General features: G+C 72.8%; 18 protein-coding genes. 8 read left to right on the forward strand and 10 right to left on the reverse strand.

Going from position 1 to position 20,578, the window contains the following annotated elements; all coding sequences use genetic code 11:
- Position 1: 1 nt before the first annotated feature.
- Positions 2-1,354: an O-antigen ligase family protein gene (locus E0H26_RS27505; RefSeq protein WP_131309086.1), complete on the forward strand. Its 1,353-nt coding sequence runs from the start codon at positions 2-4 to the stop codon at positions 1,352-1,354.
- Positions 1,341-3,437 carry an acyltransferase family protein gene (locus E0H26_RS27510; RefSeq protein ID WP_131309089.1) on the forward strand — a complete coding sequence of 699 codons (2,097 nt, stop codon included), beginning with the start codon at positions 1,341-1,343 and terminating at the stop codon, positions 3,435-3,437. The genes E0H26_RS27505 and E0H26_RS27510 overlap by 14 nt, the downstream gene beginning before the upstream one ends.
- 207 nt (positions 3,438-3,644) lie before the next feature.
- Here E0H26_RS27510 and E0H26_RS27515 read toward each other — a convergent pair whose 3' ends face one another.
- On the reverse strand, positions 3,645-5,540 hold the full coding sequence (locus E0H26_RS27515; protein ID WP_165522004.1) for a trypsin-like peptidase domain-containing protein: 1,896 nt from the start codon (positions 5,538-5,540) through the stop codon (positions 3,645-3,647).
- Positions 5,541-5,697: 157 nt separating this feature from the next.
- On the opposite strand from E0H26_RS27515, the gene E0H26_RS27525 reads away from it, so the two are divergent.
- The 6 genes from E0H26_RS27525 to hutH are packed head-to-tail and all read left to right on the forward strand — an operon-like array spanning position 5,698 to position 13,594.
- The gene (locus tag E0H26_RS27525; protein WP_131309098.1) at positions 5,698-6,546 is read left to right on the forward strand and encodes a MurR/RpiR family transcriptional regulator; all 849 of its coding nucleotides are present in this window, start codon (positions 5,698-5,700) and stop codon (positions 6,544-6,546) included.
- 13 nt (positions 6,547-6,559) lie between these two features.
- Positions 6,560-8,239: a urocanate hydratase gene (hutU, locus tag E0H26_RS27530; RefSeq protein ID WP_131309101.1), complete on the forward strand. Its 1,680-nt coding sequence runs from the start codon at positions 6,560-6,562 to the stop codon at positions 8,237-8,239.
- Positions 8,233-9,465: an allantoate amidohydrolase gene (locus tag E0H26_RS27535; protein ID WP_131309104.1), complete on the forward strand. Its 1,233-nt coding sequence runs from the start codon at positions 8,233-8,235 to the stop codon at positions 9,463-9,465. The genes hutU and E0H26_RS27535 overlap by 7 nt, the downstream gene beginning before the upstream one ends.
- 37 nt (positions 9,466-9,502) lie before the next feature.
- Positions 9,503-10,864: a formimidoylglutamate deiminase gene (locus E0H26_RS27540; protein ID WP_131309107.1), complete on the forward strand. Its 1,362-nt coding sequence runs from the start codon at positions 9,503-9,505 to the stop codon at positions 10,862-10,864.
- Positions 10,857-12,062 carry an imidazolonepropionase gene (gene hutI / locus E0H26_RS27545; RefSeq protein WP_131309110.1) on the forward strand — a complete coding sequence of 402 codons (1,206 nt, stop codon included), beginning with the start codon at positions 10,857-10,859 and terminating at the stop codon, positions 12,060-12,062. Before E0H26_RS27540 ends, hutI begins: the two co-directional genes overlap by 8 nt.
- On the forward strand, positions 12,059-13,594 hold the full coding sequence (gene hutH, locus E0H26_RS27550) for a histidine ammonia-lyase (protein WP_131309113.1): 1,536 nt from the start codon (positions 12,059-12,061) through the stop codon (positions 13,592-13,594). Before hutI ends, hutH begins: the two co-directional genes overlap by 4 nt.
- A 68-nt stretch (positions 13,595-13,662) precedes the next feature.
- On the opposite strand, the gene rdgB is transcribed toward hutH, so the two are convergent.
- From rdgB to E0H26_RS27595, 9 genes are all read right to left on the reverse strand, one after another.
- Positions 13,663-14,268, reverse strand: a complete 606-nt coding sequence (rdgB, locus tag E0H26_RS27555; protein WP_131309116.1) for an RdgB/HAM1 family non-canonical purine NTP pyrophosphatase — start codon at positions 14,266-14,268, stop codon at positions 13,663-13,665.
- Positions 14,269-14,336: 68 nt separating this feature from the next.
- Positions 14,337-15,068 carry a ribonuclease PH gene (gene rph, locus E0H26_RS27560; RefSeq protein ID WP_131309119.1) on the reverse strand — a complete coding sequence of 244 codons (732 nt, stop codon included), beginning with the start codon at positions 15,066-15,068 and terminating at the stop codon, positions 14,337-14,339.
- Between the two features lie 67 nt (positions 15,069-15,135).
- Positions 15,136-15,882: an MBL fold metallo-hydrolase gene (locus E0H26_RS27565; RefSeq protein WP_131309122.1), complete on the reverse strand. Its 747-nt coding sequence runs from the start codon at positions 15,880-15,882 to the stop codon at positions 15,136-15,138.
- A gap of 267 nt (positions 15,883-16,149) precedes the next feature.
- Positions 16,150-17,115 (reverse strand): PLP-dependent cysteine synthase family protein, encoded by a 966-nt coding sequence (locus tag E0H26_RS27570; RefSeq protein ID WP_131309125.1) that lies wholly within the window; start codon positions 17,113-17,115, stop codon positions 16,150-16,152.
- Positions 17,116-17,125: 10 nt separating this feature from the next.
- Positions 17,126-17,479, reverse strand: a complete 354-nt coding sequence (locus E0H26_RS27575) for a MoaD family protein (RefSeq protein WP_131309128.1) — start codon at positions 17,477-17,479, stop codon at positions 17,126-17,128.
- A 62-nt stretch (positions 17,480-17,541) separates the two neighbouring features.
- On the reverse strand, positions 17,542-18,030 hold the full coding sequence (locus E0H26_RS27580) for a M67 family metallopeptidase (RefSeq protein ID WP_131309131.1): 489 nt from the start codon (positions 18,028-18,030) through the stop codon (positions 17,542-17,544).
- A gap of 54 nt (positions 18,031-18,084) precedes the next feature.
- Complete coding sequence (locus tag E0H26_RS27585; protein WP_206025404.1) at positions 18,085-18,579, reverse strand: DUF2017 domain-containing protein; 495 nt, start codon at positions 18,577-18,579, stop codon at positions 18,085-18,087.
- 2 nt (positions 18,580-18,581) lie between these two features.
- A complete protein-coding gene (clpS, locus tag E0H26_RS27590; RefSeq protein ID WP_111215002.1) occupies positions 18,582-18,872 on the reverse strand; it encodes an ATP-dependent Clp protease adapter ClpS in 291 nt (96 codons plus the stop codon).
- A gap of 115 nt (positions 18,873-18,987) precedes the next feature.
- The gene (locus E0H26_RS27595) at positions 18,988-20,508 is read right to left on the reverse strand and encodes a P-loop NTPase family protein (RefSeq protein WP_131309136.1); all 1,521 of its coding nucleotides are present in this window, start codon (positions 20,506-20,508) and stop codon (positions 18,988-18,990) included.
- Between the last annotated feature and the right edge of the window lie 70 nt (positions 20,509-20,578).

Here is a 20,578-nt window from a genome sequence, read left to right on the forward strand (position 1 = left end):
GGTGACCACACTCTTCGGTGTCCTGCTGAGCGCGGGCGGCCTCGCGGTGGCCGGGTGGCTGGTCCACGCGCGGCGAGCCGTCGCCGTCACCTTCGGCGGCGGTACGACCGCCATCGCGTTCATCGGATTCGCGGTGCTCGCGAACGCCGCGCCGGTGATCGCCGGTGACCACTCGTCGGCGCTGATCGGCCTGCTGGTGCTCGCACTGGTCGGCTGGCTGGTGGCCACCGGTCCGCAGCGGCTGTGGGGACCGCCCGGAGTCTGGCGACGGGTCTGCCTGGGGCTGGCCGCCGCACTGCTGCTCTGGTGCCTCGGCGTGGACCTGCTCAGCGGCGACGGCGTGTACGGGTCGAGGCTGCCGGCGTACGCCACCGCAGGGCTCCTGCTGCTGGCGGCCTGGCTGCTGGGGGCCAGCGCCACGGTGAGCCTCGGCGCGCTGGCCTACACCGGGCTGGCCGTCCTGTCGATCCTGACGATCCCGACGGCCGGCTACGGACAGGCGTGGCGGGCCTGCACCGACGGGCAGTTGGAGAAGTGCTCGGTGGCGGGGGCACTGTTCAAGAGCTTCTACAACTCCGAGAACTACGTCGCCTTGATCGCCTCGTTCGTGCTGGTCGCCGCCGTCTGCGCGCTGCGCCGCGCGGAGCGGTTGGCGGTGGTGGCGTTCTGCCTGCTGATCATCGTCGCCACCGGATCACGGACCAGCTACCTGGCGCTCGCCGCGGTGGGCGGGTGGGTGCTCGGTGCCGCGCTGCTCGAACGGCGGCGGTCGTACCCGCACATCCATTTCGCCCTCTGCCTGGCCCTGGTCGTCGGAGCCGCGGCGACGGCCACCTACCTGACCTGGAGCGCGTCCAGGACCACCCTGAGCAACCGGGGCAACATCTGGGTCCACGTCCGGGAGTACATCGCCGGTTCGGAGGCCACTGGCGTCGGTGTCTCCAAGTGGTACTACCTGCGGGACATCGGCGAGGCCCCGTACCACTTCTTCCACTCGGGGTACGTGTTGGCGATCTTCTCCGGTGGTTTCGTCGCCCTGACCCTGTGGACCTTCCTGCTGGCCACCCTGCTACGCGCACCGGTCGTCGACGGCCGGGCCCTCTCCGCCAAGGCGCCGGTGGCGCTGTTCATCGTCTACTCGTTCACCGAGGTGGTCTGGAACCCGCTCTCCGTCGACGGGTTGACCTGGATCGTCGTCCTGATGGTGCTGACCAGTTCCGCGCTGGGATCGGCGGATCCCGTCGCGCCGAACGAGCCGGACGCTTCCGCCGATCGACCGGGTCCGCTGGCCAGGCTCCGCCGGGTGGTCGGCAGGCAGCGGGTCGGCCAGGCTACGACCGATGCGCGGGACTGACCGGGCAACCGTCCCTCGACGCCCGGTCGCCGCACCGTCCGGTTTCCGGCCGGACATCCAGGGGCTACGGGCCTTCGCGGTCGTGGTGGTGGTCCTCGAACACGTCTTCCGTTGGCCGGCCGGCGGGTTCGTCGGGGTGGACGTCTTCTTCGTGATCTCCGGCTTCCTGATCACGGGCCTGCTGCTGGACGAGCACGACCGGCGGGGCCGGGTCTCCTTCGTGGACTTCTACCGTCGGCGGGCCCGGCGGATCCTGCCGCTGGCGATGCTGGTCCTGGTGAGCACGTACCTCGCGTCGTCGCTGCTGTTCCTCGGCGAACGGGTGCGGTCGACGGCCTGGGACGCGCTCTGGGCCAGCCTCTTCGCGGCCAACTGGCGCTTCGCGGCCACCGGCACCGACTACTGGCAGACCGACGGTCCGGTCTCACCGCTGCGGCACTACTGGTCGCTCTCGGTCGAGGAGCAGTTCTACCTGGTCTGGCCGGTGCTGCTGGTGGCGGTGCTGGGCCTCGCCGCCCGTCGAGGTCGCTACGGCAGCCGGTCCCGGTGGGCGGTGGGCCTGGTCCTCGGTGCGATCGTGCTGGCCTCGATCCTCTTCGCGCTCTGGGAGGTCGACCATCGTCCGACGGTCGCGTACTTCTCGACCTTCTCCCGGGTCTGGGAACTGGGCGTCGGTGCCCTGCTCGCGGTGGCGGCACCGCTGTTGGCCCGGATCCCGGCGGCGGCACGTCCGGCATACCAGTGGCTGGGCCTGACCGGCCTGGTCGTCTCGGTGCTCGCCATCACCGCCGAGTCGCCCTTCCCGGTCCCGGGTGCCTTCCTGGCGGTGATCTCGACGGCACTGGTCATCGCCGGGGGTGTCGGCGGGCAGCGGCTGATGTTCCCGCTGACCAACCGCGCCGTCCGGTACGTCGGCGACATCTCCTACTCCCTTTACCTGTGGCACTTTCCGCTGCTCATCCTGATCGGCGCGGCGCTGCCCACCGGCGGGTACGCCATCGCGGTGCTCACCCTCGTCGGCACGGCGCTGCTCTCGGTGCTCACCTACCACCTGGTCGAGGATCCGGTCCGCCGGTCGTCCTGGTTGGAGCGGCGGCAGCCGGGCGTGCCGCACCGACGGACCAGGGCGGCGTTGGTGCGGCGGGTCGCCGGGTCGGTGGCGCTGGTCGCCACGGTGGGCACCGTCACCGCGATGGCGGTACGTAACCCGTCACCGTACGCCCCGACGCAACCGACGGTGGTCACCTCGCAGGACGAGTTGACGGCGCAGATCCACACCGCCCTGGCTGCCGCCGACTGGCCGGTGCTGACCCCTCCCCCCGGCGAACTGGGCGACCTGGGTATCACCCGTGGCGACGGGCAGGGGTGCCGGCCGGCGATCCCGAACGGCAACGACTGCGCCGTCCCGGCACCGCGTCCCGCCCGGTGGGCGGTTGTCGTCGGAGACTCCATGGCCAGCGCCTGGCTGCCGCTGGTGCGGGGGGGCCTGGAGCCGGCGGGATGGGTGGTCCAGGACCTGACGTTTGCCGGCTGCCCGTTCCTCGCCGCGGACACCGTCTCGCCGATCGAACGCATCACCCGAGCCTGTCCCGGTCACCGGCAGGCGGTACGGACCGTCATCGAGAACGGCCGGCCGGACCTGGTGATCGTGAGCAACGCGTACCACCAACGGTTCACCGGCACCGGTGGCTACCCGTCGCTGTCCGGCTGGGAGCAGGCGGCCCGTGCCGCCCGGGAGAACTGGCTCACCGGCGCAGGGAAGATCGTCGCCCTGCAACCGCCGCCCGTCGGTCAGGATCCGAAGAGTTGCATCACCCGGGTCTCCACCCCCGACGACTGCGTCTCCCGGCTCGGCGACGAGCACCGGTCGTACGCCGAGGCGGAGCGGCGGGCCTGGGGTGGCCGGGGTTCCTGGCACATCGCCACCACGGACTGGTTCTGCGCCGCCGGGCGGTGCCCGATCTTCGTCGGCGGCGTCATCGTCCGGCGCGACGGCAACCACGTCACGACCGAGTACGCCGGCAAGCTGACCCCGCTCTTCGACGAGGCGCTGGCGCCGGTACTCGGCAAACCGACCGACTAGCCGGTCACCCGCGCCCCGCCTGGCGTACCACGGCTACGGCAGAATCCTCGCCATGAGAATCGCCGTCTCCACCGTCGAAGGACGTCGACGACGTCCACACCTGGTCGGGGATCCCGGCCAACGTGGTGCAGACCATGCGCGCGGTGCGGCGGCTGCTCGACGTCTGCGAGTTCGCGGTCAAACAGCACAGCCGGCAGGGTTGACCGGCTAGCGTTTCGCGCGCAGCCGGGACCAGACCAGCGCGCCGAGCCCCGCCGCGAGCGCGATTCCGGCGGCGACGAGCAGTGGCACCGCCCAGCCGGGTCGGGACCCTGCGTCGCCTCCGGCGGCGATGGCCGCCTCGCGGTACGCCGGTGCCAGCGCGTTGGCGGGCGCCTGCTCCGCGACCTCCGCGAACTGTGGCGCGGCCTTCGCCTCGTCACCACGGAAGTACGCGTCGAGTGCGCTGCGGTAGCGCTGGTCGGGCTCGCCGAGGCGGTTCTCCACCCCGGCCGCGCCGAGCAGCCCGGTCAGCCGGGACACGGGTGCCACGAGGCGGTTCGGCCGCTCGGGCGCCAGCAGGTCGTTGTCGAGCATCCCGACCACCCGTCCCTGCGGGTCGATCGCGATCCCGCCGCGTGAGTAGGCGCCGACATCCTCGCTGATCCGGTACGCCGACGATTCGATGTCGACGTCGGTCACCTCGACCGCCTTGGCCCGCACCTGGTAGGTGGCGGAGCGGTACTCCACGTCGGTGGTGGCGTAGCCGAGGACGTGCAGCGCCGTCCCCGCAGCGATCGTGGCGGAGGTGTTCAGCTCGGCGGCGGGAAGGTTCGCCTGGTCGAGCTTGACCAGCGCGAGGTTGCCTTCCTCCACGGTGAGGGCACGCACGACGGTGCCGGGAATCGCCGGCGCGTCCTTGAGGTCGCCCTTGGCCACGTTCAACTGCCCGTGCAGGGTGGCCACCGGTTCGGTGCCGGCATCCGGGCCGGTGAAGGCGCTGCTCGCCTGCCGGCCCCGGACGTATCCGCCGACTTCGCCGGCCTTCAGCTTGCCCTCCGCGACGAGGGTGTCGGCCAGCGAGCCGAGCGCGTGTTCGAGCAGGATGCCCACCGTGGGCGCCACGCACTGGGCGTTGGTGAGGACGTGTCCATCGTGGTTGACCACGACGCCCGTGCAGCGCCGGCTGAAGGTGAAGGGCTCCGGGTGCAGCAGGGCATTGTCCTGCTTGTTGCGGACGTAGCCGGTGAAGATGGCGTCGAGGAAGACCATCGCGGGCGCGGCCGTGGCGAGGGCGTGCTCCTGCGGGCTGCGCGGGGTGGCCTCGGCCCAGGGCTTGAGCCCGGGTGGGGCCGGGGTGGCGGTCGGAGCGGCCACCGGCGACGGGTCGTCGGTCCCGCCCGCCGAGATGGCCCAGACGCCCGCACCACCACCGATGGCGGCCACCAGCAGCAGTGCGGCGACCGCGACCCAGAGGCCCGGCTGGCGCTTGGCGGGCGCGGAGGGTTGGATCCGGCGGGCCGGGGAGGTGAACGGGTCGCGCTGCGCCGGATCGTCGAAGGACGGGCCGAAGCTGGGCGAGGTCGGCGCACCCGAGACCGGGTCCGAGTAGACCGGCTGGGTGGGAATCGGGCCGACCGGCTGCGGTGCACCCGAGACCGGCTGCGGTGCACCCGACACGGGTTGTGGTGCGCCGGAGACCGGCTGGGGCGGGCCGGAGACGGATTGCGGCGGGCCGGAGATCGGCTGCGGGCTACCGGAAATCGGCGGGCCGGAGACGGGCGACGGCGGGCTCGCCGGTGGGCCGGGCGTGGGCACGGGCTGGTAGTCGACGCCAAGGGCCCGGAAGAGTTTCTCCGCCGCCGGGCCGGCCTCCGCGCCGTACGCGACCCAGGGGGCGGCGGCCGAGAAGTCGGCGTACGCGAAGGGGGTTCCGCCGGGTGCCTGGGCGAGGTTGTTCACGATGCCGGCGAACGCCTCCCGCCAGCCCGGCGCGGCGGCCACAGTGGCGTCCAGAACGGCGACCGTCACGAACCGGCCCTGCTGGTCGAGGGCCGCCCACGCTTTGCCGACCGGTGACCCGCCCAGCAGGTGGGTGTACCGGTAGGGGCCGTCCGGCTGCATGGCAACTCCTCTGCTCGACCGCCGTGCGGATCCTACCGAGCCGTCGCACCTCACCCGGCCCGCCGGTAGCCGCCCTCCGGATCACCGTCGCGAAACCGCAGCTCGGAGCTGAGTCGACCACTTGCCTACTGAAAGTTTTCATGCATAGAGTCACAGGATGAATGACGGGGTTGCCATGGCGCCGACCGAACGGGTCGTCGGCCTGTTCGACGGGGTTCGGCTCACCCCGACCCAGCGACGCATCGCGCACTGCCTGGTGCAGCACGCGCCCGCCGTCGGTTACCTCTCCGCCGCCGAGGTCGCCGAGCTGGCCGGGGTCAGCCAGCCGTCGGTCACCCGCTTCGCCGTCGCGCTGGGCCTCGACGGCTACCCCGCGCTGCGTCGCCGGCTGCGGGAACTGACCGCCGCCGCGCCCGGCCCGGCCACCGCCGGCAACGAACTCCAACAGGCGGTACGCGCCGAGATCGGCAACCTGGACCGGCTGGCCGAGCAGCTCGCCGACCGCGAACGGCTGGCCGGCACCGGGCGACTGCTGGCCGCCAGCCGACCACTGCCGGTGCTCGGCCTGCGCGCCGCCGCGCCGTTGGCCGCGTACTTCGCGTACTTCGCCGCGAAGGTGCACCCGGACGTGCGGGTGCTCGACGACGGCGGCAGCCTGCTCACCGACCGCCTCGAACAGGCCGCCGAGGCCGGGGCGAGCGCACTGCTGGCCTTCGTCCTGCCCCGCTATCCCCGGGAAACCCTGGACGCGCTGCGCGCGGCCCGGGACGCCGGCCTCACCGTGGTCGCGATCACCGACTCGCCGGTCAGTCCGGCGTCCGAACTCGCCGACGTGGTGCTGCCCGCCGCGGTCGGCGCCCAACTCGTGTTCGACCTGCACACCGCTCCGATGACCCTGGCCATGGTGCTGCTCCAGGCGATCTGCGACGCCGCCCCGGCCGAGACCCAGCGGCGGCTGGAGGCGTTCGAAGCCTCCGCCGCCCGTCGCCAGTTGTTCCTCGGTTAGGAGGAGACGCACCATGACCCAAGCCGCCCACCGCACCGGGCCGATTCGCGCCGCGCGCGGTCCCGAGCGCACCGCCCGTGGCTGGCCGCAGGAGGCCGCCCTGCGGATGCTGATGAACAACCTCGACCCGGAGGTCGCCGAACGCCCCGACGACCTGGTCGTCTACGGCGGCACCGGGAAGGCCGCGCGGGACTGGCCGTCGTACCACGCCCTGGTGCGGACGCTCACCGACCTGCGTGACGACGAGACGATGCTGGTGCAGTCGGGCCGCCCGGTCGGGGTGATGCGCACCCACGAGTGGGCGCCCCGGGTCCTGCTGGCCAACTCGAACCTGGTCGGCGACTGGGCCACCTGGCCGGAGTTCCGCCGGTTGGAACAGCTCGGCCTGACCATGTACGGCCAGATGACCGCCGGCTCGTGGATCTACATCGGCACCCAGGGCATCCTCCAGGGCACCTACGAAACGTTCGCGGCGGTGGCCGCCAAGCGGTTCGGCGGCACCCTGGCCGGCACCCTGACGCTGACCGGTGGCTGCGGCGGGATGGGCGGGGCCCAGCCGCTCGCGGTCACCATGAACGGCGGTGCCTGCCTGATCGTGGACGTGGACCGGACCCGGCTGGAGCGCCGGGTGCACGACCGCTACCTGGACGAGGTCGCCGACGACCTGGACGACGCGGTCGAGCGGGTCCTCGCCGCCAAGCGGGACCGTCGGGCGCTCAGCGTGGGCGTGGTGGGCAACGCCGCCACGATCTTCCCCGAGTTGCTGCGCCGGGGCGTACCGATCGACGTGGTCACCGACCAGACCAGCGCCCACGACCCGCTGTCGTACCTACCCGTCGGGGTGGAGGTCGGCGACGCCCGGGACTACGCGGCGGCCAAGCCGGCCGAGTTCACCGACCGGGCCCGGGAGTCGATGGCCCGGCACGTCGAGGCGATGGTGGGCTTCCTCGACGCGGGTGCCGAGGTCTTCGACTACGGCAACTCGATCCGGGGCGAGGCCCGCCTGGGCGGGTACGAGCGGGCGTTCGACTTCCCCGGTTTCGTGCCGGCGTACATCCGGCCGCTGTTCTGCGAGGGTAAGGGCCCGTTCCGGTGGGCGGCGCTCTCCGGCGACCCGGCCGACATCGCCGCCACCGACCGGGCCATCCTCGACCTGTTCCCGGAGAACGAGCAGCTGGCCCGGTGGATCCGGATGGCCGGCGAACGGGTCGCCTTCCAGGGCCTACCGGCCCGGATCTGCTGGCTCGGCTACGGCGAACGGGACCGGGCCGGGGTGCGGTTCAACGAGATGGTCGCCTCGGGTGAGCTCAGCGCGCCCGTGGTGATCGGTCGGGACCACCTGGACTGCGGCAGCGTCGCCAGCCCGTACCGGGAGACCGAGGCGATGGCCGACGGCTCCGACGCGATCGCCGACTGGCCGCTGCTCAACGCCCTGGTCAACACGGCGAGTGGGGCATCCTGGGTCTCCATCCACCATGGCGGCGGCGTGGGCATCGGCCGGTCCATCCACGCCGGCCAGGTCTGCGTGGCCGACGGCAGCGCACTGGCCGGGCAGAAGATCGAGCGGGTGCTCACCAACGACCCGGCGATGGGAGTGATCCGGCACGTCGACGCCGGCTACGACGCGGCGAGCGCGGTAGCCGCGCACAGCGGCGTCCGCGTTCCCATGACCGAAGGAAGGGCCCCTTGTTAACGCATACGGTAGAGGAAGGGCCCCTTCTTAACAGGTTCCGCACGCTGTGGGACGAGATCGCGCCGATCGGCCGCGACGAGCGCAGCGACGGCTACCTGCGCTACGCCCTCACCGAGCCGGAGTTGCGCCTGCGCGAATGGTTCCGCGCGCAGGCCGACGAGCGGGGCATGCCGGTCGCCGAGGACGGCAACGGCAACCTCTTCGCCTGGTGGGGTGACCCGGACGCCAGCGACGCGGTGCTGACCGGCAGCCACTTCGACTCGGTGCCGCACGGCGGGGCGTACGACGGACCACTCGGCATCGTCAGCGCCTGGCTGGCCGTGGACGAACTGCGCGCGGCCGGCGTCACCCCGACCCGGCCGCTTGTCGTCGCCGCGTTCGTCGAGGAGGAGGGGGCCCGGTTCGGCGTACCCTGCCTGGGTTCTCGGCTGCTCACCGGGCAGATCGACGCCGAGCGGGCGGGTGCGCTGCGCGACGCGGCCGGGGTGAGCTTCGCCGAGGCGCTCGGCGCCCGGCCGGCGGGCCCCGGTCCGGCGCTGCTCGGCCGCTTCGCCGCCTTCGTGGAGCTGCACGTCGAGCAGGGTCGCGCCCTCATCGAGCAGGCCGCGCCGGTCGGGGTCGCGACCGCGATCTGGCCGCACGGCCGCTGGCGCTTCGACTTCACCGGCGAGGCAAACCACGCCGGTACGACCCGGATGGCCGACCGCCGCGACCCGATGCTCACGTACGCGTTCACGGTGCTCGCCGCCAACAAGGAGGCCCGGCTGCGCGACGCCCACGCCACCGTCGGCCGGGTGGCCGTCGAGCCGAACGCGACGAACGCCATCCCGTCGCGGGTGACCGGCTGGCTGGACGCCCGCGCCGCCGAACCGGAGACGCTGACCGGCCTGGTCGAGGCGGTCCGGGCCAAGGCCGCCGAGCGGGCCCGCCGGGACGGCACCGAGATCGCGTTGACCGAGGAGTCGGTGACCCCGCTGGTGGCCTTCGACGGCGGCCTGGCCGACCGGCTGGCGACGCTGCTGGACGCCCCGGTGCTGCCCACCGGTGCCGGTCACGACGCCGGGGTACTGGCGGCACACGTGCCGACCGCGATGCTCTTCGTCCGCAACCCCACCGGCGTCTCGCACTCCCCCGCCGAATCGGCCACCGACGCCGACTGTGCCGCCGGGGTGACCGCCCTGGCCCGCGTCCTGACGGAGCTGACCGGCCCGGCCGTGGTCGACTGATGGCGCAGACGGTTCAGCTCGACAGGAGGCAGGCCCGATGACCTCGACCCGCTGGCTCGCCGAGTACGCGTGGCTGCCCGAGCAGGCCGAGCCGACCCCGGACGTGCTGATCGAGACGGTCAACGGCCGGATCACCGGCGTCACCCCGCTGTCGCCGGGTGGCCCGCCGGACGCCGGGGTCGACGTGCTGGCCGACGCGGTACGGCTGCCGGGGCTGACCCTGCCCGGCCTGGCCAACGCCCATTCGCACGCCTTCCACCGGGCGCTGCGCGGGCGCACCCACGGTGGGCGCGGTGACTTCTGGAGCTGGCGGGACCAGATGTACGCGGTGACCGCCCGGCTGGACCCGGACTCCTACCTGGCACTGGCGCGGGCGGTCTACGCCGAGATGGCGCTGGCCGGGATCACCTGCGTGGGCGAGTTCCACTACCTGCACCACGGGGCCGGCGGCACCCCGTACGACGACCCGAACGCGATGAGCGCGGCGCTGGTCGAGGCGGCGGCGCACGCCGGCATCCGGCTGACCCTGCTGGACACCTGCTATCTGACCGCGAGCGTGGACGGGAAACCGCTGACCGGGTCGCAGCTGCGCTTCGGCGACGGTGACGCGTCGCGCTGGGCCGAGCGGGTCGACGCGTTCACTCCCGACGGCGAGCACGCCCGGCTCGGTGCGGCGATCCACTCGGTACGCGCGGTGCCCGCCGAACAGCTCGCCACGGTGGCCGGCTGGGCGCACCGGCGGGACGCGCCGCTGCACGTACACCTGTCGGAGCAGCCGGCCGAGAACGATGCCTGCCGGGCGGCGCACGGCCGCACCCCGACCGGCCTACTGTCCGACCACGGGGTGCTCGGCCGGTCCACCACTGCGGTGCACGCCACCCACCCGACCAGCGGCGACGTGAACCTGCTCGGGGAGACCCGGACCGGGGTCTGCCTCTGCCCGACCACCGAACGGGATCTCGCCGACGGCATCGGCCCGGCCCGCCGGATGGCCGACGCCGGCATCCCGCTCAGCCTGGGCAGCGACAGCCACGCCGTGATCGACCCGTTCGAGGAGGCCCGCGCCGTCGAGTTGGACGAACGGCTGCGCACCCGCAAGCGGGGCCACTTCGCCCCGGTGGAGCTGCTGACGGCGGCGAGCGCGGCCGGACACGCCGCGCTGGGCTGGACCGACGCCGGGCGGATCGCGGTCGGTGACCGCGCCGACCTGGTCACGGTACGGCTGGACAGCGTACGCACGGCCGGGGTGAGCCCGGCGGGCGTCTGGTTCGCGGCCGGCGCCGCCGACGTCGCCCAGGTGGTGGTGGACGGCCGGGTGCTGGTCCGCGACGGCCACCACCTGACCGTCGACGTACCGCAGGAACTTGCCACGTCGATCGCGGAGGTGACCGTTGTCTAGCCTGCTGGTCGACAACATCGGTGAGCTGGTCACCAATGTGGCCGGCACGGGCGAGGGCGGGCCGCTGGGCATCCGGCGACGCGCCGCGGTCCTCGTCGAGCAGGGTGAGGTCGCCTGGATCGGGCCGGCGGCCGACGCGCCGGCCGCCGACCGGCGGGTCGACGCCGGTGGCGGCGCCGTTCTGCCCGGGTTCGTGGACAGCCACGCCCACCTGGTCTTCGCCGGGGACCGGGCCACGGAGTTCGCCGCCCGGATGGCCGGGCAGCCGTACACCGGCGGCGGCATCCGGACCACCGTCGGCGCCACCCGCGCCGCCTCCGACGGGGAGCTGCGCACCACCGTGCGCCGGCTGCACGCCGAGGCGTTGCGGCAGGGCACCACCACGATCGAGATCAAGAGTGGGTACGGCCTCACCGTCGCCGACGAGGCCCGCTCGCTGCGGATCGCCGCCGAGGTCAGCGAGGAGACCACCTTCCTCGGCGCGCACGTGGTGCCCGCCGAGTACGCCGACCGCCCCGACGAGTACGTCGGGCTGGTCTGCGGGCCGATGCTGACCGCCGCCGCGCCGTACGCCCGCTGGGTCGACGTGTTCTGTGAGCGGGGCGCCTTCGACGCCGACCACGCCCGGGCGATCCTCGCCTGCGGGCAGGCGCTGGGGCTCGGCGTGCGGGTGCACGCCAACCAGCTCGGCCCGGGCCCGGGTGTACGGCTCGGGGTGGAGCTGGGCGCGGCCAGCGTGGACCACTGCACCCACCTGACCGACGCCGACATCGACGCGCTGGCGTCGACCCGGTTCGACTGCATGTGCCCCGACGGCGGGCACACCACGACGGTGGCGACGCTGCTGCCCGGTGCCGAGTTCTCCACCCGGTCGCCCTATCCCGACGCCCGCCGGCTGCTCGACGCCGGCGTCACCGTGGCCCTGGCGACCGACTGCAACCCCGGCTCGTCGTACACCTCGTCGATGCCGTTCTGCATCGCGCTGGCCGTACGCGAGATGCGGATGACCCCGGCGGAGGCGGTCTGGGCCGCGACCGCCGGTGGCGCACAGGCGCTGCGCCGCGACGACATCGGGGTGCTGCGGCCCGGTGCCCGCGCCGACCTGATCGTCCTCGACGCCCCGTCCCACCTGCACCTGGCCTACCGGCCGGGGGTGCCCCTGATCCGCCAGGTCCTGCACAACGGAGTACCGCAATGACCGTGACCATCCAGCCCACCGGGATCTCTCCCGCCGACGTGCTCGCCGTGGCCCGTGGCAACGCCAAGGTCGTCCTCGACCCGGCCACCGTGGCCGCCATGGTCGCCAGCCGGTCCATCGTGGACGGCATCGAGGCCGACGGCCGCCCGGTGTACGGCGTCTCGACGGGCTTCGGGGCCCTGGCGAACACCTTCGTGGCCCCCGAACGCCGGGCCGAGTTGCAGCACGCGCTGATCCGCTCGCACGCCGCCGGGGTCGGCGCACCGATGCCCCGCGAGGTGGTCCGCGCGATGATGCTGCTGCGGGTCCGCTCGCTGGCGTTGGGCCACTCCGGCGTCCGCCCACTGGTCGCCTCGGCCCTGGTGGACCTGCTCAACCACGACGTCACCCCGTGGGTGCCGGAGCACGGTTCGCTGGGCGCCTCGGGCGACCTGGCGCCACTGGCGCACTGCGCGCTGGTACTGCTCGGCGAGGGCTGGGTGCTCGGCCCCGACGGCGAGCGCCGGTCGGCCGCCGACGCGCTGCGCCGGGCCGGCCTCGCCCCGATCGAGTTGGCCGCCAAGGAGGGGCTGGCGCTGATCAACGGCACCGACGGCATGCTCGGCATGCTGCTGCTGGCCAGCCACGACGCGGCGCACCTGTTCACCATGGCGGACGTGACCGCCGCGCTGGCCATCGAGGCGATGCTCGGCTCGGAGCGGCCGTTCCTGCCGGAGCTGCACGCCATCCGCCCGCACCCCGGGCAGGGCGTCTCGGCGGCCAACATTCATCGGCTGTTGCAGGACTCGGCGGTGATGGACTCGCACCGCGACGACGTGGCCCACGCGGTGCAGGACGCCTACTCGATGCGGTGCGCCCCGCAGGTGGCCGGCGCGGCCCGGGACACCCTGGACTTCGTGCGTACCGTGGCAGGACGGGAACTGCTGTCGGTGGTGGACAACCCGGTGGTGTTGCCGGACGGCCGGGTCGAGTCGACCGGGAACTTCCACGGCGCCCCGCTCGGCTTCGCCGCCGACTTCCTGGCCATCGCCGCCGCCGAGGTCGGCGCGATCTCCGAGCGACGGGTGGACCGGCTGCTCGACGTGACCCGCTCCCGCAACCTGCCGGCCTTCCTCTCCCCCGACGCCGGGGTGAACTCCGGGCTGATGATCGCCCAGTACACGGCGGCCGGCATCGTCGCGGAGAACCGCCGGCTGGCCGCGCCCGCCTCGGTGGACTCGCTGCCCACCAGCGGCATGCAGGAGGACCACGTCTCGATGGGCTGGGCGGCGGCCAAGAAGCTGCGTACCGTGCTGGACAACCTGACCAGCCTGCTCGCGGTGGAGCTGCTCGCCGCCGTCCGCGGACTCCAACTGCGCGCCCCGCTGACCCCGTCGCCGGCTGGCCGGGCGGCCGTCGCCGCGCTCGGCGAGATCGCCGGCCCTCCCGGCCCCGACGTCTTCCTAGCCCCCCTCATGGAGGCCGCCCGCACAGTCGTCTCCGCCCCCGATCTCCGCACCACCATCGAACGCCACACCGGCCCACTCCACTAGGCGATGCCACGCGGACCTTGGTACGAAAGCGCCCCTGGAAGGGCGCATTCGTACCAAGATCCGGCGGGTCAGAGCACCTTGGCGACGAGGACGGCCAACTCGCGGAGGGCCTTGCCGCGGTGGCTCACCGCGTCCTTCTCCTGCGGGGTCAACTCGGCGTTGGTGCGCTCCTGGCCGTCGCCGAGGAAGATCGGGTCGTAGCCGAAGCCACCGTCGCCGCGCGGCGCCCGCAACAGCCGGCCCGCCTGCCGACCGTCGACCAGGTGCTCCTTGCCACCGGGCAGCACCAGCGCCACGGTGCACACGAAGGAGGCGCCCCGGTGCTCGTCCGGTACGTCGGCGACCTGGTCCAGCACCAGTTGCAGGTTGGCCTGGTCGTCGCCGTGCCGGCCGGCCCACCGGGCGCTGAACACCCCCGGCATCCCGTTGAGCGCGTCCACCGCCAGCCCCGAGTCGTCGGCGATCGTCGGCAGCCCGGTGCGCCGACAGCCCTCCCGCGCCTTGATCAGCGCGTTCTCACCGAAGGTCAGCCCGGTCTCCGGCAGCTCCGGGTACGCCTCGACGTCGTCCAACCCGATCAGGGCGATCCGGTGCGCACCGAGCGCCCCGTCCAGGATGCGCTGCAACTCGATCAGCTTCTTGCGGTTCCGGGTGGCGAGCAGCACCTTGTTCATACTGAACTACCTTTCGTTCGGGACTGCGGGGCTCGCAAGCTCACTCCTCGCGCCTCACGCCTCGCGCCTCACGCCTGGGAGAGAGCCTTCCGCTGGGCTTCGGCCAGGTCCAGACAGCCGACGACGGCCAGGTCGAGCAGGGCGTCCAGCTGCTCACGGGGAAACACGCCGGCCTCGCCGGTGCCCTGCACCTCGACGAAGTCGCCGGTGCCGGTGCAGACCACGTTCATGTCGACCTCGGCGGCCACGTCCTCGTCGTAGCACAGGTCCAGACGCGGTTCGCCGCCGATGACGCCGACGCTGATCGCGGCCACCGACCGGTGCATCACGTTCTCCGGCTTACCGGCCAGCGCCTTGCGCGCGGCGAGCCAGCTCACCGCGTCGTGCAGGGCCACGTACGCCCCGGTGATCGCCGCGGTCCGGGTGCCGCCGTCGGCCTGGAGCACGTCGCAGTCCAGCACGATCGAGTTCTCGCCGAGCGCCTTGAGGTCGATGGCCGCGCGCAGGCTGCGACCGATCAACCGGGAGATCTCGTGGGTACGCCCACCGACCCGGCCCTTGACGCTCTCCCGGTCCGAGCGGGTGTTGGTGGCCCGGGGCAGCATCGCGTACTCGGCGGTGACCCAACCCAGCCCGGAACCACGACGCCAGCGGGGCACCCCCTCGGTGACGCTCGCCGTGCACAGCACCCGGGTCGCGCCGAACTCCACCAGTACCGAGCCCTCGGGATGGGTACTCCAGCCACGGGTCAAGGTCACCGGACGAAGTTGGTCGGGCTGCCGCCCGTCAGGTCGCGCCATGCCTGCACCCTATGTGGTGCCGTGATCCACCCGTCCCCCGGTGCCTGCCCGCCCGGGCCCGCGTGGGTCAGATGTCGTAGCTGGCGCCGGGGCGGACCACTTCCAGCGGGCCGGCGTACGCGGCGGAGGCGGAGGCGACGGTGTGTGCCTCGCTGCCCCAGGCGGCCACCAGGTGGGTCAGCAGCAACCGGCCGACGCCCGCCTTGGCTGCCGCCTCGCCCGCCTCACGGCCGGTCAGGTGCAGATCCGGCGGGTTGTCCACGCCGTCGAGGTAGCTGGCCTCGCAGAGGAAGGCGTCGGCGTTCTGGGCCAGCCGCAGCAACGCCTCGCAGGGGGCGGTGTCGCCGGAGTAGCAGAGCACCCGGCCGCCGTGTTCCAGCCGGACGCCGTACGTCTCCACCGGGTGCAACACCCGGTCGACGGTGACGGTGAACGGGCCGATCGGGAAGGTGCCGGGTTGCAGCGCGTAGAACTGGTAGACGTCCTCGACCGAGCTGTCCTCCTGCCCGTACGCGGTGGCGAGCCGCTCCGGGGCGCCGGCCGGGGCGTAGACCGGCAACGGCGGGTACGGGCCGTCCGGGGCGTACCGACGCACCACCACGTACGAGGCGGCGTCGAGGATGTGGTCGCAGTGCAGGTGGGTCAGGAGGATGGCGTCGGGGGCGTGCAGCCCGGCGTAGCGCTGGAGGGTGGACAGCGAGCCCGGGCCGAAGTCGACCAGGAGCCGGAAGTCCTCGGCCTCGATCAGATAGGCCGAACAGGGGGACTCGGGTCCGGGGAAGCTGCCCGCACAGCCCAGGACGGTCAGTCGCATCGAGTTGTCTCGCTGTCACGGTAGGTGGTGATCTCGCTGGCCACCGCTCCGGCGATGATCACTACCGACGCGTACGCCACGCTGCGCAGCCTACGCCCGCCCGCGCGAGGGCAAGAATCATCTGCTGGAAGTTGTCACCAACGTGACACCCACCCCGGCCGTCCGATCGAGCCGACTTTGGCTGAGTGGCCAGTCAGTCTCGACCGACGCGACGAGGGCCACCGGCGGCGTGCCGGTGGCCCTCGAATTCGTCACTCAGATCGCAGGTCAGGCCCAGAGCTGGCCCTCCAGGGCATCCTCCGCGTCAGCGAGGGTGCCGCCGTACGCCCCGGTGCTGAGGTACTTCCAGCCCCCGTCACTGACCACGAACGCCACGTCGGCACGGCGGCCGTCGCGAACCGCCTCGTGGGCCACGGCCAGCGCCGCGTGCAGGACCGCCCCGGTGGAGAAGCCGACGAACAGTCCCTCGACCTCCACCAGCTGCCGGGTCCGCAGCACGGCGTCCCGGGTGCCCACGGAGAACCGCCGGTTGAGCACCGTGGCGTCGTAGAGCTCTGGGACGTACCCCTCGTCGATGTTGCGCAGCCCGTAGACCAGCTCGCCGTACCGCGGCTCGGCCGCGACGATCTGGATGCCCTCGACCTTCTCCCGCAGGTAGCGCCCGGTCCCCATCAGGGTGCCGGTGGTGCCCAGTCCCGCGACGAAGTGGGTGATCGTCGGCAGGTCGTGCAGCAGCTCCGGACCGGTCGTCTCGTAGTGCGCCCGGGCGTTGGCCTCGTTGCCGTACTGGAAGAGCATCACCCAGTCCGGATGCTCGGCGGCGATCTGCTTGGCGGTGGCGACCGCCTGGTTCGAACCGCCCGCCGCCGGCGAGAAGATGATCTCCGCGCCGTACATCCGGAGCAGCTGCACCCGCTCGGCCGAGACGTTCTCCGGCATCACGCAGACCAGCCGGTAGCCGCGCAGCTTCGCCACCATGGCCAACGAGATGCCGGTGTTGCCGCTGGTCGGCTCCAGGATCGTGTCGCCCGGCCGGAGCCGGCCGGCCGCCTCGGCGGCGCGGACCATGAACATGGCCGCCCGGTCCTTGACGCTGCCGGTCGGGTTACGGTCCTCAAGCTTGGCCCACAGCCGCACCGGCGGTGCCCCTTCGGGCACCGTCGGCGACAGTCGGGGCAGCCCCACCAGGGGCGTGCCACCGCAGGCGTCCAGCAGGCTGTCGTACCGCGCCATCGCGCTCGCCTCAGCCGACGGTGACGGGCGTCCGGCGCCCGGCCGCGGTGTTGTGCTGCGCGATCGCCGCAGCGGCGGCGAAGCCGAACGCGCCGCCGGCCACCGCGGGCAGGATGGTGACGCTGTCACCGTCGGAGAGCTTGGCGTCCAGCGCGCCGAGGAAGCGGACGTCCTCGTCGTTGACGTAGACGTTGACGAAGCGGTGCAGCGCGCCGGCCTCGGTGACCAGCCGCCCCCGCAGCCCGGCGTGCCGGGAGTCAAGGTCGGTGAGCAGGTCGTTCAGCGTGTCGCCGCTGCCCTCGACGACCTTCGCGCCGCCGGTGTAGCTGCGCAGGATGGTGGGGATGCGAACCTCGATGGCCATGATGTCCTAACTCCTAGATCAGGTGTGCTCGGTGACGGAACGGGTGCGTGGGGCTGAGAAGGTCAGCGACCCGAACACTCGTAGTCGACCGTCGCCGGGCTCTGCCCGAACATGTAGGACTGCACGGCGTGCGGATCCACCCCGGCGTCGAGGATCCGCACCGGCTCCTCGGTCACCACCCCGTCCACGATCCGGAAGGAGCGGATCTCCTCCGTGTCCGGCTCGCGGGTGGAGACGAGCAGGTAGTGCGCGCCCGGTTCACCGGCGAAGGAGACATCCGTCCGCGACGGGTATGCCTCCGTGGCGGTGTGCGAGTGGTAGATGACGATGGGCTCCTCGTCCCGATCGTCCATCTCCCGCCAGACCCGCAACTGCTCCATCGAGTCGAACTCGTAGAAGGTCATCGAGCGGGCGGCGTTGTCCATCGGGATGTGCCGGGTCGGCTGGTCGCTGCCGACCGGGCCGGCGACCACACCACAGGCCTCGTCGGGGTGGTCCCGACGGGCGTGGGCCACGATCGCGTCAACGATCGACCGGTCGATGCTCAGCACGCCGCCAAGCCTAGCGCCCGTCGCCGGCCGACCGCGAGGCGGCGCCGGTCACAGTCACTCGATCAAGGAGTTGAGCAGGGACTCCTGGAGATAGCCCAGATAGGCGTAGACCGAAAGCTGGAACACCCGGCTGGAGGAGGGATCGTCGGCCACCGCGTCGTCCAGCTCGGCGCCCAGGTCCGTGCCGTCCTTGATCTCCAAGCGGACGCCCATCGCCAGCCGGGCGTCGTTGAGGGCCCGCAGCCACGCCTCGGCCGCCTCCGCGTCCAGGCGTACCTCTCCGCCGCCGTCGCCGGGCAGCGCGGCCAGGATCGCCCCGGCCTGGTCGATCTTCGCGGTCTTCAGGTCACCCTCGGTGTACCGACGGAACTCCGCGGTCCCCGCCGCGTCCTCCGGGTAGACCTCGGGGAAGAGCCGGCACACCACCGGGTCGGAGTGGTCGAAGCCGTCGGTGAGCAGGCCGACCACCTCGGAGGCGACCTTGCGCAGCACACGCACCTCGTCGACGGCGAACGTGGCGACGTACCGGTCACCCCGGCGGCGGAACATGCTCACGAGCGGTCCACCGTCGCCCAGAGCCCGTACGCGTGCAGCTGCGAAGCGTCGTGCTCCATGCGCTCCCGAGCACCGCTGGAGACCACGGCCTTGCCCTTGTGGTGCACGTCCAGCATGAGCTGCTCGGCCTTCTCCCGGCTGTAGCCGAAAAGCTTCTGGAACACCCAGGTCACGTAGGTCATCAGGTTGACCGGGTCGTCCCACACGATCGTCACCCACGGCCGGTCGGGAGCCGGCACCTCATCGGTGTCCGGAGTCTCGACCGGTGCAACCTGCGGAGCCGCCATGCCCCCCATCGTGCCACCGGATCGGCGGAACCGAGGAACCGGAACGCCGGACCCGGTTCCCGCACCGCCCGTGGGCGCCCCACCGGCGCCGTCGACAGGGTGCACCGCGGGGCCGTCAGGCGAGCAGGATGCCGTGTTCGGCAGCATCGGAAAGCACCGTGCCGAGCGAGATGCGGATCACCTCGAAGCGGCGGGCCACCTCTCGGGACAGTTCCAGTTCGACCTCCCGCACCGCGCGTTGGGCCCAGGCCCGGGCCGCGTTCGGGTCGTTGTTGCCCGGCGTACGCCAGTGCTGCCAGCAGCCGCCGGACAGCGCCACCGCCACCGGCGGAAGCACCTCGCTACGGGCCGGCACCGGATACGCGGACAGCGCGTCGATCGCGGCGGCACCGCTCAGTCCCGCCACGCCCGCGGTGCTGGTGATCAGCAGCACCCGCTCCAGCTCCGGCCCGGTGGTCAACTCCGGCATGCTCCAGCGGACGGCCTGGTAGATGCGGCGGCGGACACCGGCCGCCAACGGCGCGCCGAAGAGGCGGCCGGCGGTGTCGTCCACGAGTACCCGCGCGGCGTGGTCGCACTGCCTGGTGGCCAGCAGCGACAACGCCTCCATCTCGCGGTCGAGCAGTTGGGGCAGGCCGGCGCAGCCGGCACCGAAGAGGATCTCCTGCACCAGGCGCAGATGCATCTTGGCCAGCTCCAGCGCCAGATACTGGCGGATCCGCCGGGCGATCGAACGCGTCTGCCGGTCGAGCTGTTCGGACCAGTCGCCCGGCTCGGCCAGCACCGGCACCCGGCCGTTCTCGCCGGGCAACTCCGGCGGCTCGCCGCTGGCCCGGCACAGCCCCTCGTCGGAGGCCCAGGCGACCAGCGCCCGTTTCAGGTCGGCCGCGTCGCCGTCGAGAATCGGGAACCAGCGGGCGTCGGCCAGTCCGGGCACGGCGGCGAGCAACGCGGCCCGGCACGCCTCGACGGTGACCGCGACCGGATCGACCGTCGGGCTGCCGGGCTCCCCCGAACGCTGCCCGACCACCGTGCCCTCGGGCGCCGCCGCCCACCCACCGGTGCCCGGCGTGACCGCGAAGAGGACCCGGACCCGGGTTCCCGCGACCTCGGCGAGCAGGTTCAGTTCGGCGGCGCTGAACGATTGATCCGCCGCGATCACGAAGAGCAGGGCGCCGGCCCGGCCGACCGCGTCCAGCAGGATCCTGTTGCCGGCCAGCCCCAGCGCCCCGGTGTCCGGCGTGTCGACCAGGGCGAGACGCTTGAGCAACGGCTCGGGCAGGCTCAGCTCGACCCGGCGCGGCGGTCTGGCCAGCGCCGGCCCCACGGCCGGCAGGTCCGGGCGGTACGAGTGCGACTGCCGGTAGCCGGGCACGAAGGCGGCCCGGGCGGGCACGGCCGCGTGGCGTACCACCAGCCAACTGCCGGCCGGCGCGGAGAGCATGCCGGCGTCGAGGCCCAACAGCGCGGCGAGCACATCGGCCCGCCCGGCGCCCGCCGGACCGGCAGCGATCACCGCGAGCGGCTCGTGCGGGCTGGTGGCGGTGACGCCGAGCCGCTCCGGAAAGGGACCGGCATCAGCCGACCCGGCCGCGTCGTCGGGCGTACCCAGGTGGTGGAGAGGGCCCGGCTTCATCAGGCGGTGGCCTCCGAGGCAAGGCGGCCGGCACAGCCGGTCGCGGTGAACATCCGGTGACGACACCCGG

Source organism: Micromonospora zingiberis, assembly GCF_004331455.1.
In the GTDB taxonomy this organism is placed as follows: domain Bacteria; phylum Actinomycetota; class Actinomycetes; order Mycobacteriales; family Micromonosporaceae; genus Micromonospora; species Micromonospora zingiberis.

What these genes read in the sequence shown, in the direction of transcription:
- E0H26_RS27510 (WP_131309089.1), top strand. Translation starts at nt 1,341, where the DNA reads ATGCGCGGGACTGACCGGGCAACCGTCCCTCGACGCCCGGTCGCCGCA.
- E0H26_RS27515 (WP_165522004.1), bottom strand. Translation starts at nt 5,540, where the DNA reads ATGCAGCCGGACGGCCCCTACCGGTACACCCACCTGCTGGGCGGGTCA.
- E0H26_RS27525 (WP_131309098.1), top strand. Translation starts at nt 5,698, where the DNA reads ATGAATGACGGGGTTGCCATGGCGCCGACCGAACGGGTCGTCGGCCTG.
- hutU (WP_131309101.1), top strand. Translation starts at nt 6,560, where the DNA reads ATGACCCAAGCCGCCCACCGCACCGGGCCGATTCGCGCCGCGCGCGGT.
- E0H26_RS27540 (WP_131309107.1), top strand. Translation starts at nt 9,503, where the DNA reads ATGACCTCGACCCGCTGGCTCGCCGAGTACGCGTGGCTGCCCGAGCAG.
- hutH (WP_131309113.1), top strand. Translation starts at nt 12,059, where the DNA reads ATGACCGTGACCATCCAGCCCACCGGGATCTCTCCCGCCGACGTGCTC.
- rdgB (WP_131309116.1), bottom strand. Translation starts at nt 14,268, where the DNA reads ATGAACAAGGTGCTGCTCGCCACCCGGAACCGCAAGAAGCTGATCGAG.
- rph (WP_131309119.1), bottom strand. Translation starts at nt 15,068, where the DNA reads ATGGCGCGACCTGACGGGCGGCAGCCCGACCAACTTCGTCCGGTGACC.
- E0H26_RS27565 (WP_131309122.1), bottom strand. Translation starts at nt 15,882, where the DNA reads ATGCGACTGACCGTCCTGGGCTGTGCGGGCAGCTTCCCCGGACCCGAG.
- E0H26_RS27570 (WP_131309125.1), bottom strand. Translation starts at nt 17,115, where the DNA reads ATGGCGCGGTACGACAGCCTGCTGGACGCCTGCGGTGGCACGCCCCTG.
- E0H26_RS27575 (WP_131309128.1), bottom strand. Translation starts at nt 17,479, where the DNA reads ATGGCCATCGAGGTTCGCATCCCCACCATCCTGCGCAGCTACACCGGC.
- E0H26_RS27585 (WP_206025404.1), bottom strand. Translation starts at nt 18,579, where the DNA reads ATGTTCCGCCGCCGGGGTGACCGGTACGTCGCCACGTTCGCCGTCGAC.
- clpS (WP_111215002.1), bottom strand. Translation starts at nt 18,872, where the DNA reads ATGGCGGCTCCGCAGGTTGCACCGGTCGAGACTCCGGACACCGATGAG.
- E0H26_RS27595 (WP_131309136.1), bottom strand. Translation starts at nt 20,508, where the DNA reads ATGAAGCCGGGCCCTCTCCACCACCTGGGTACGCCCGACGACGCGGCC.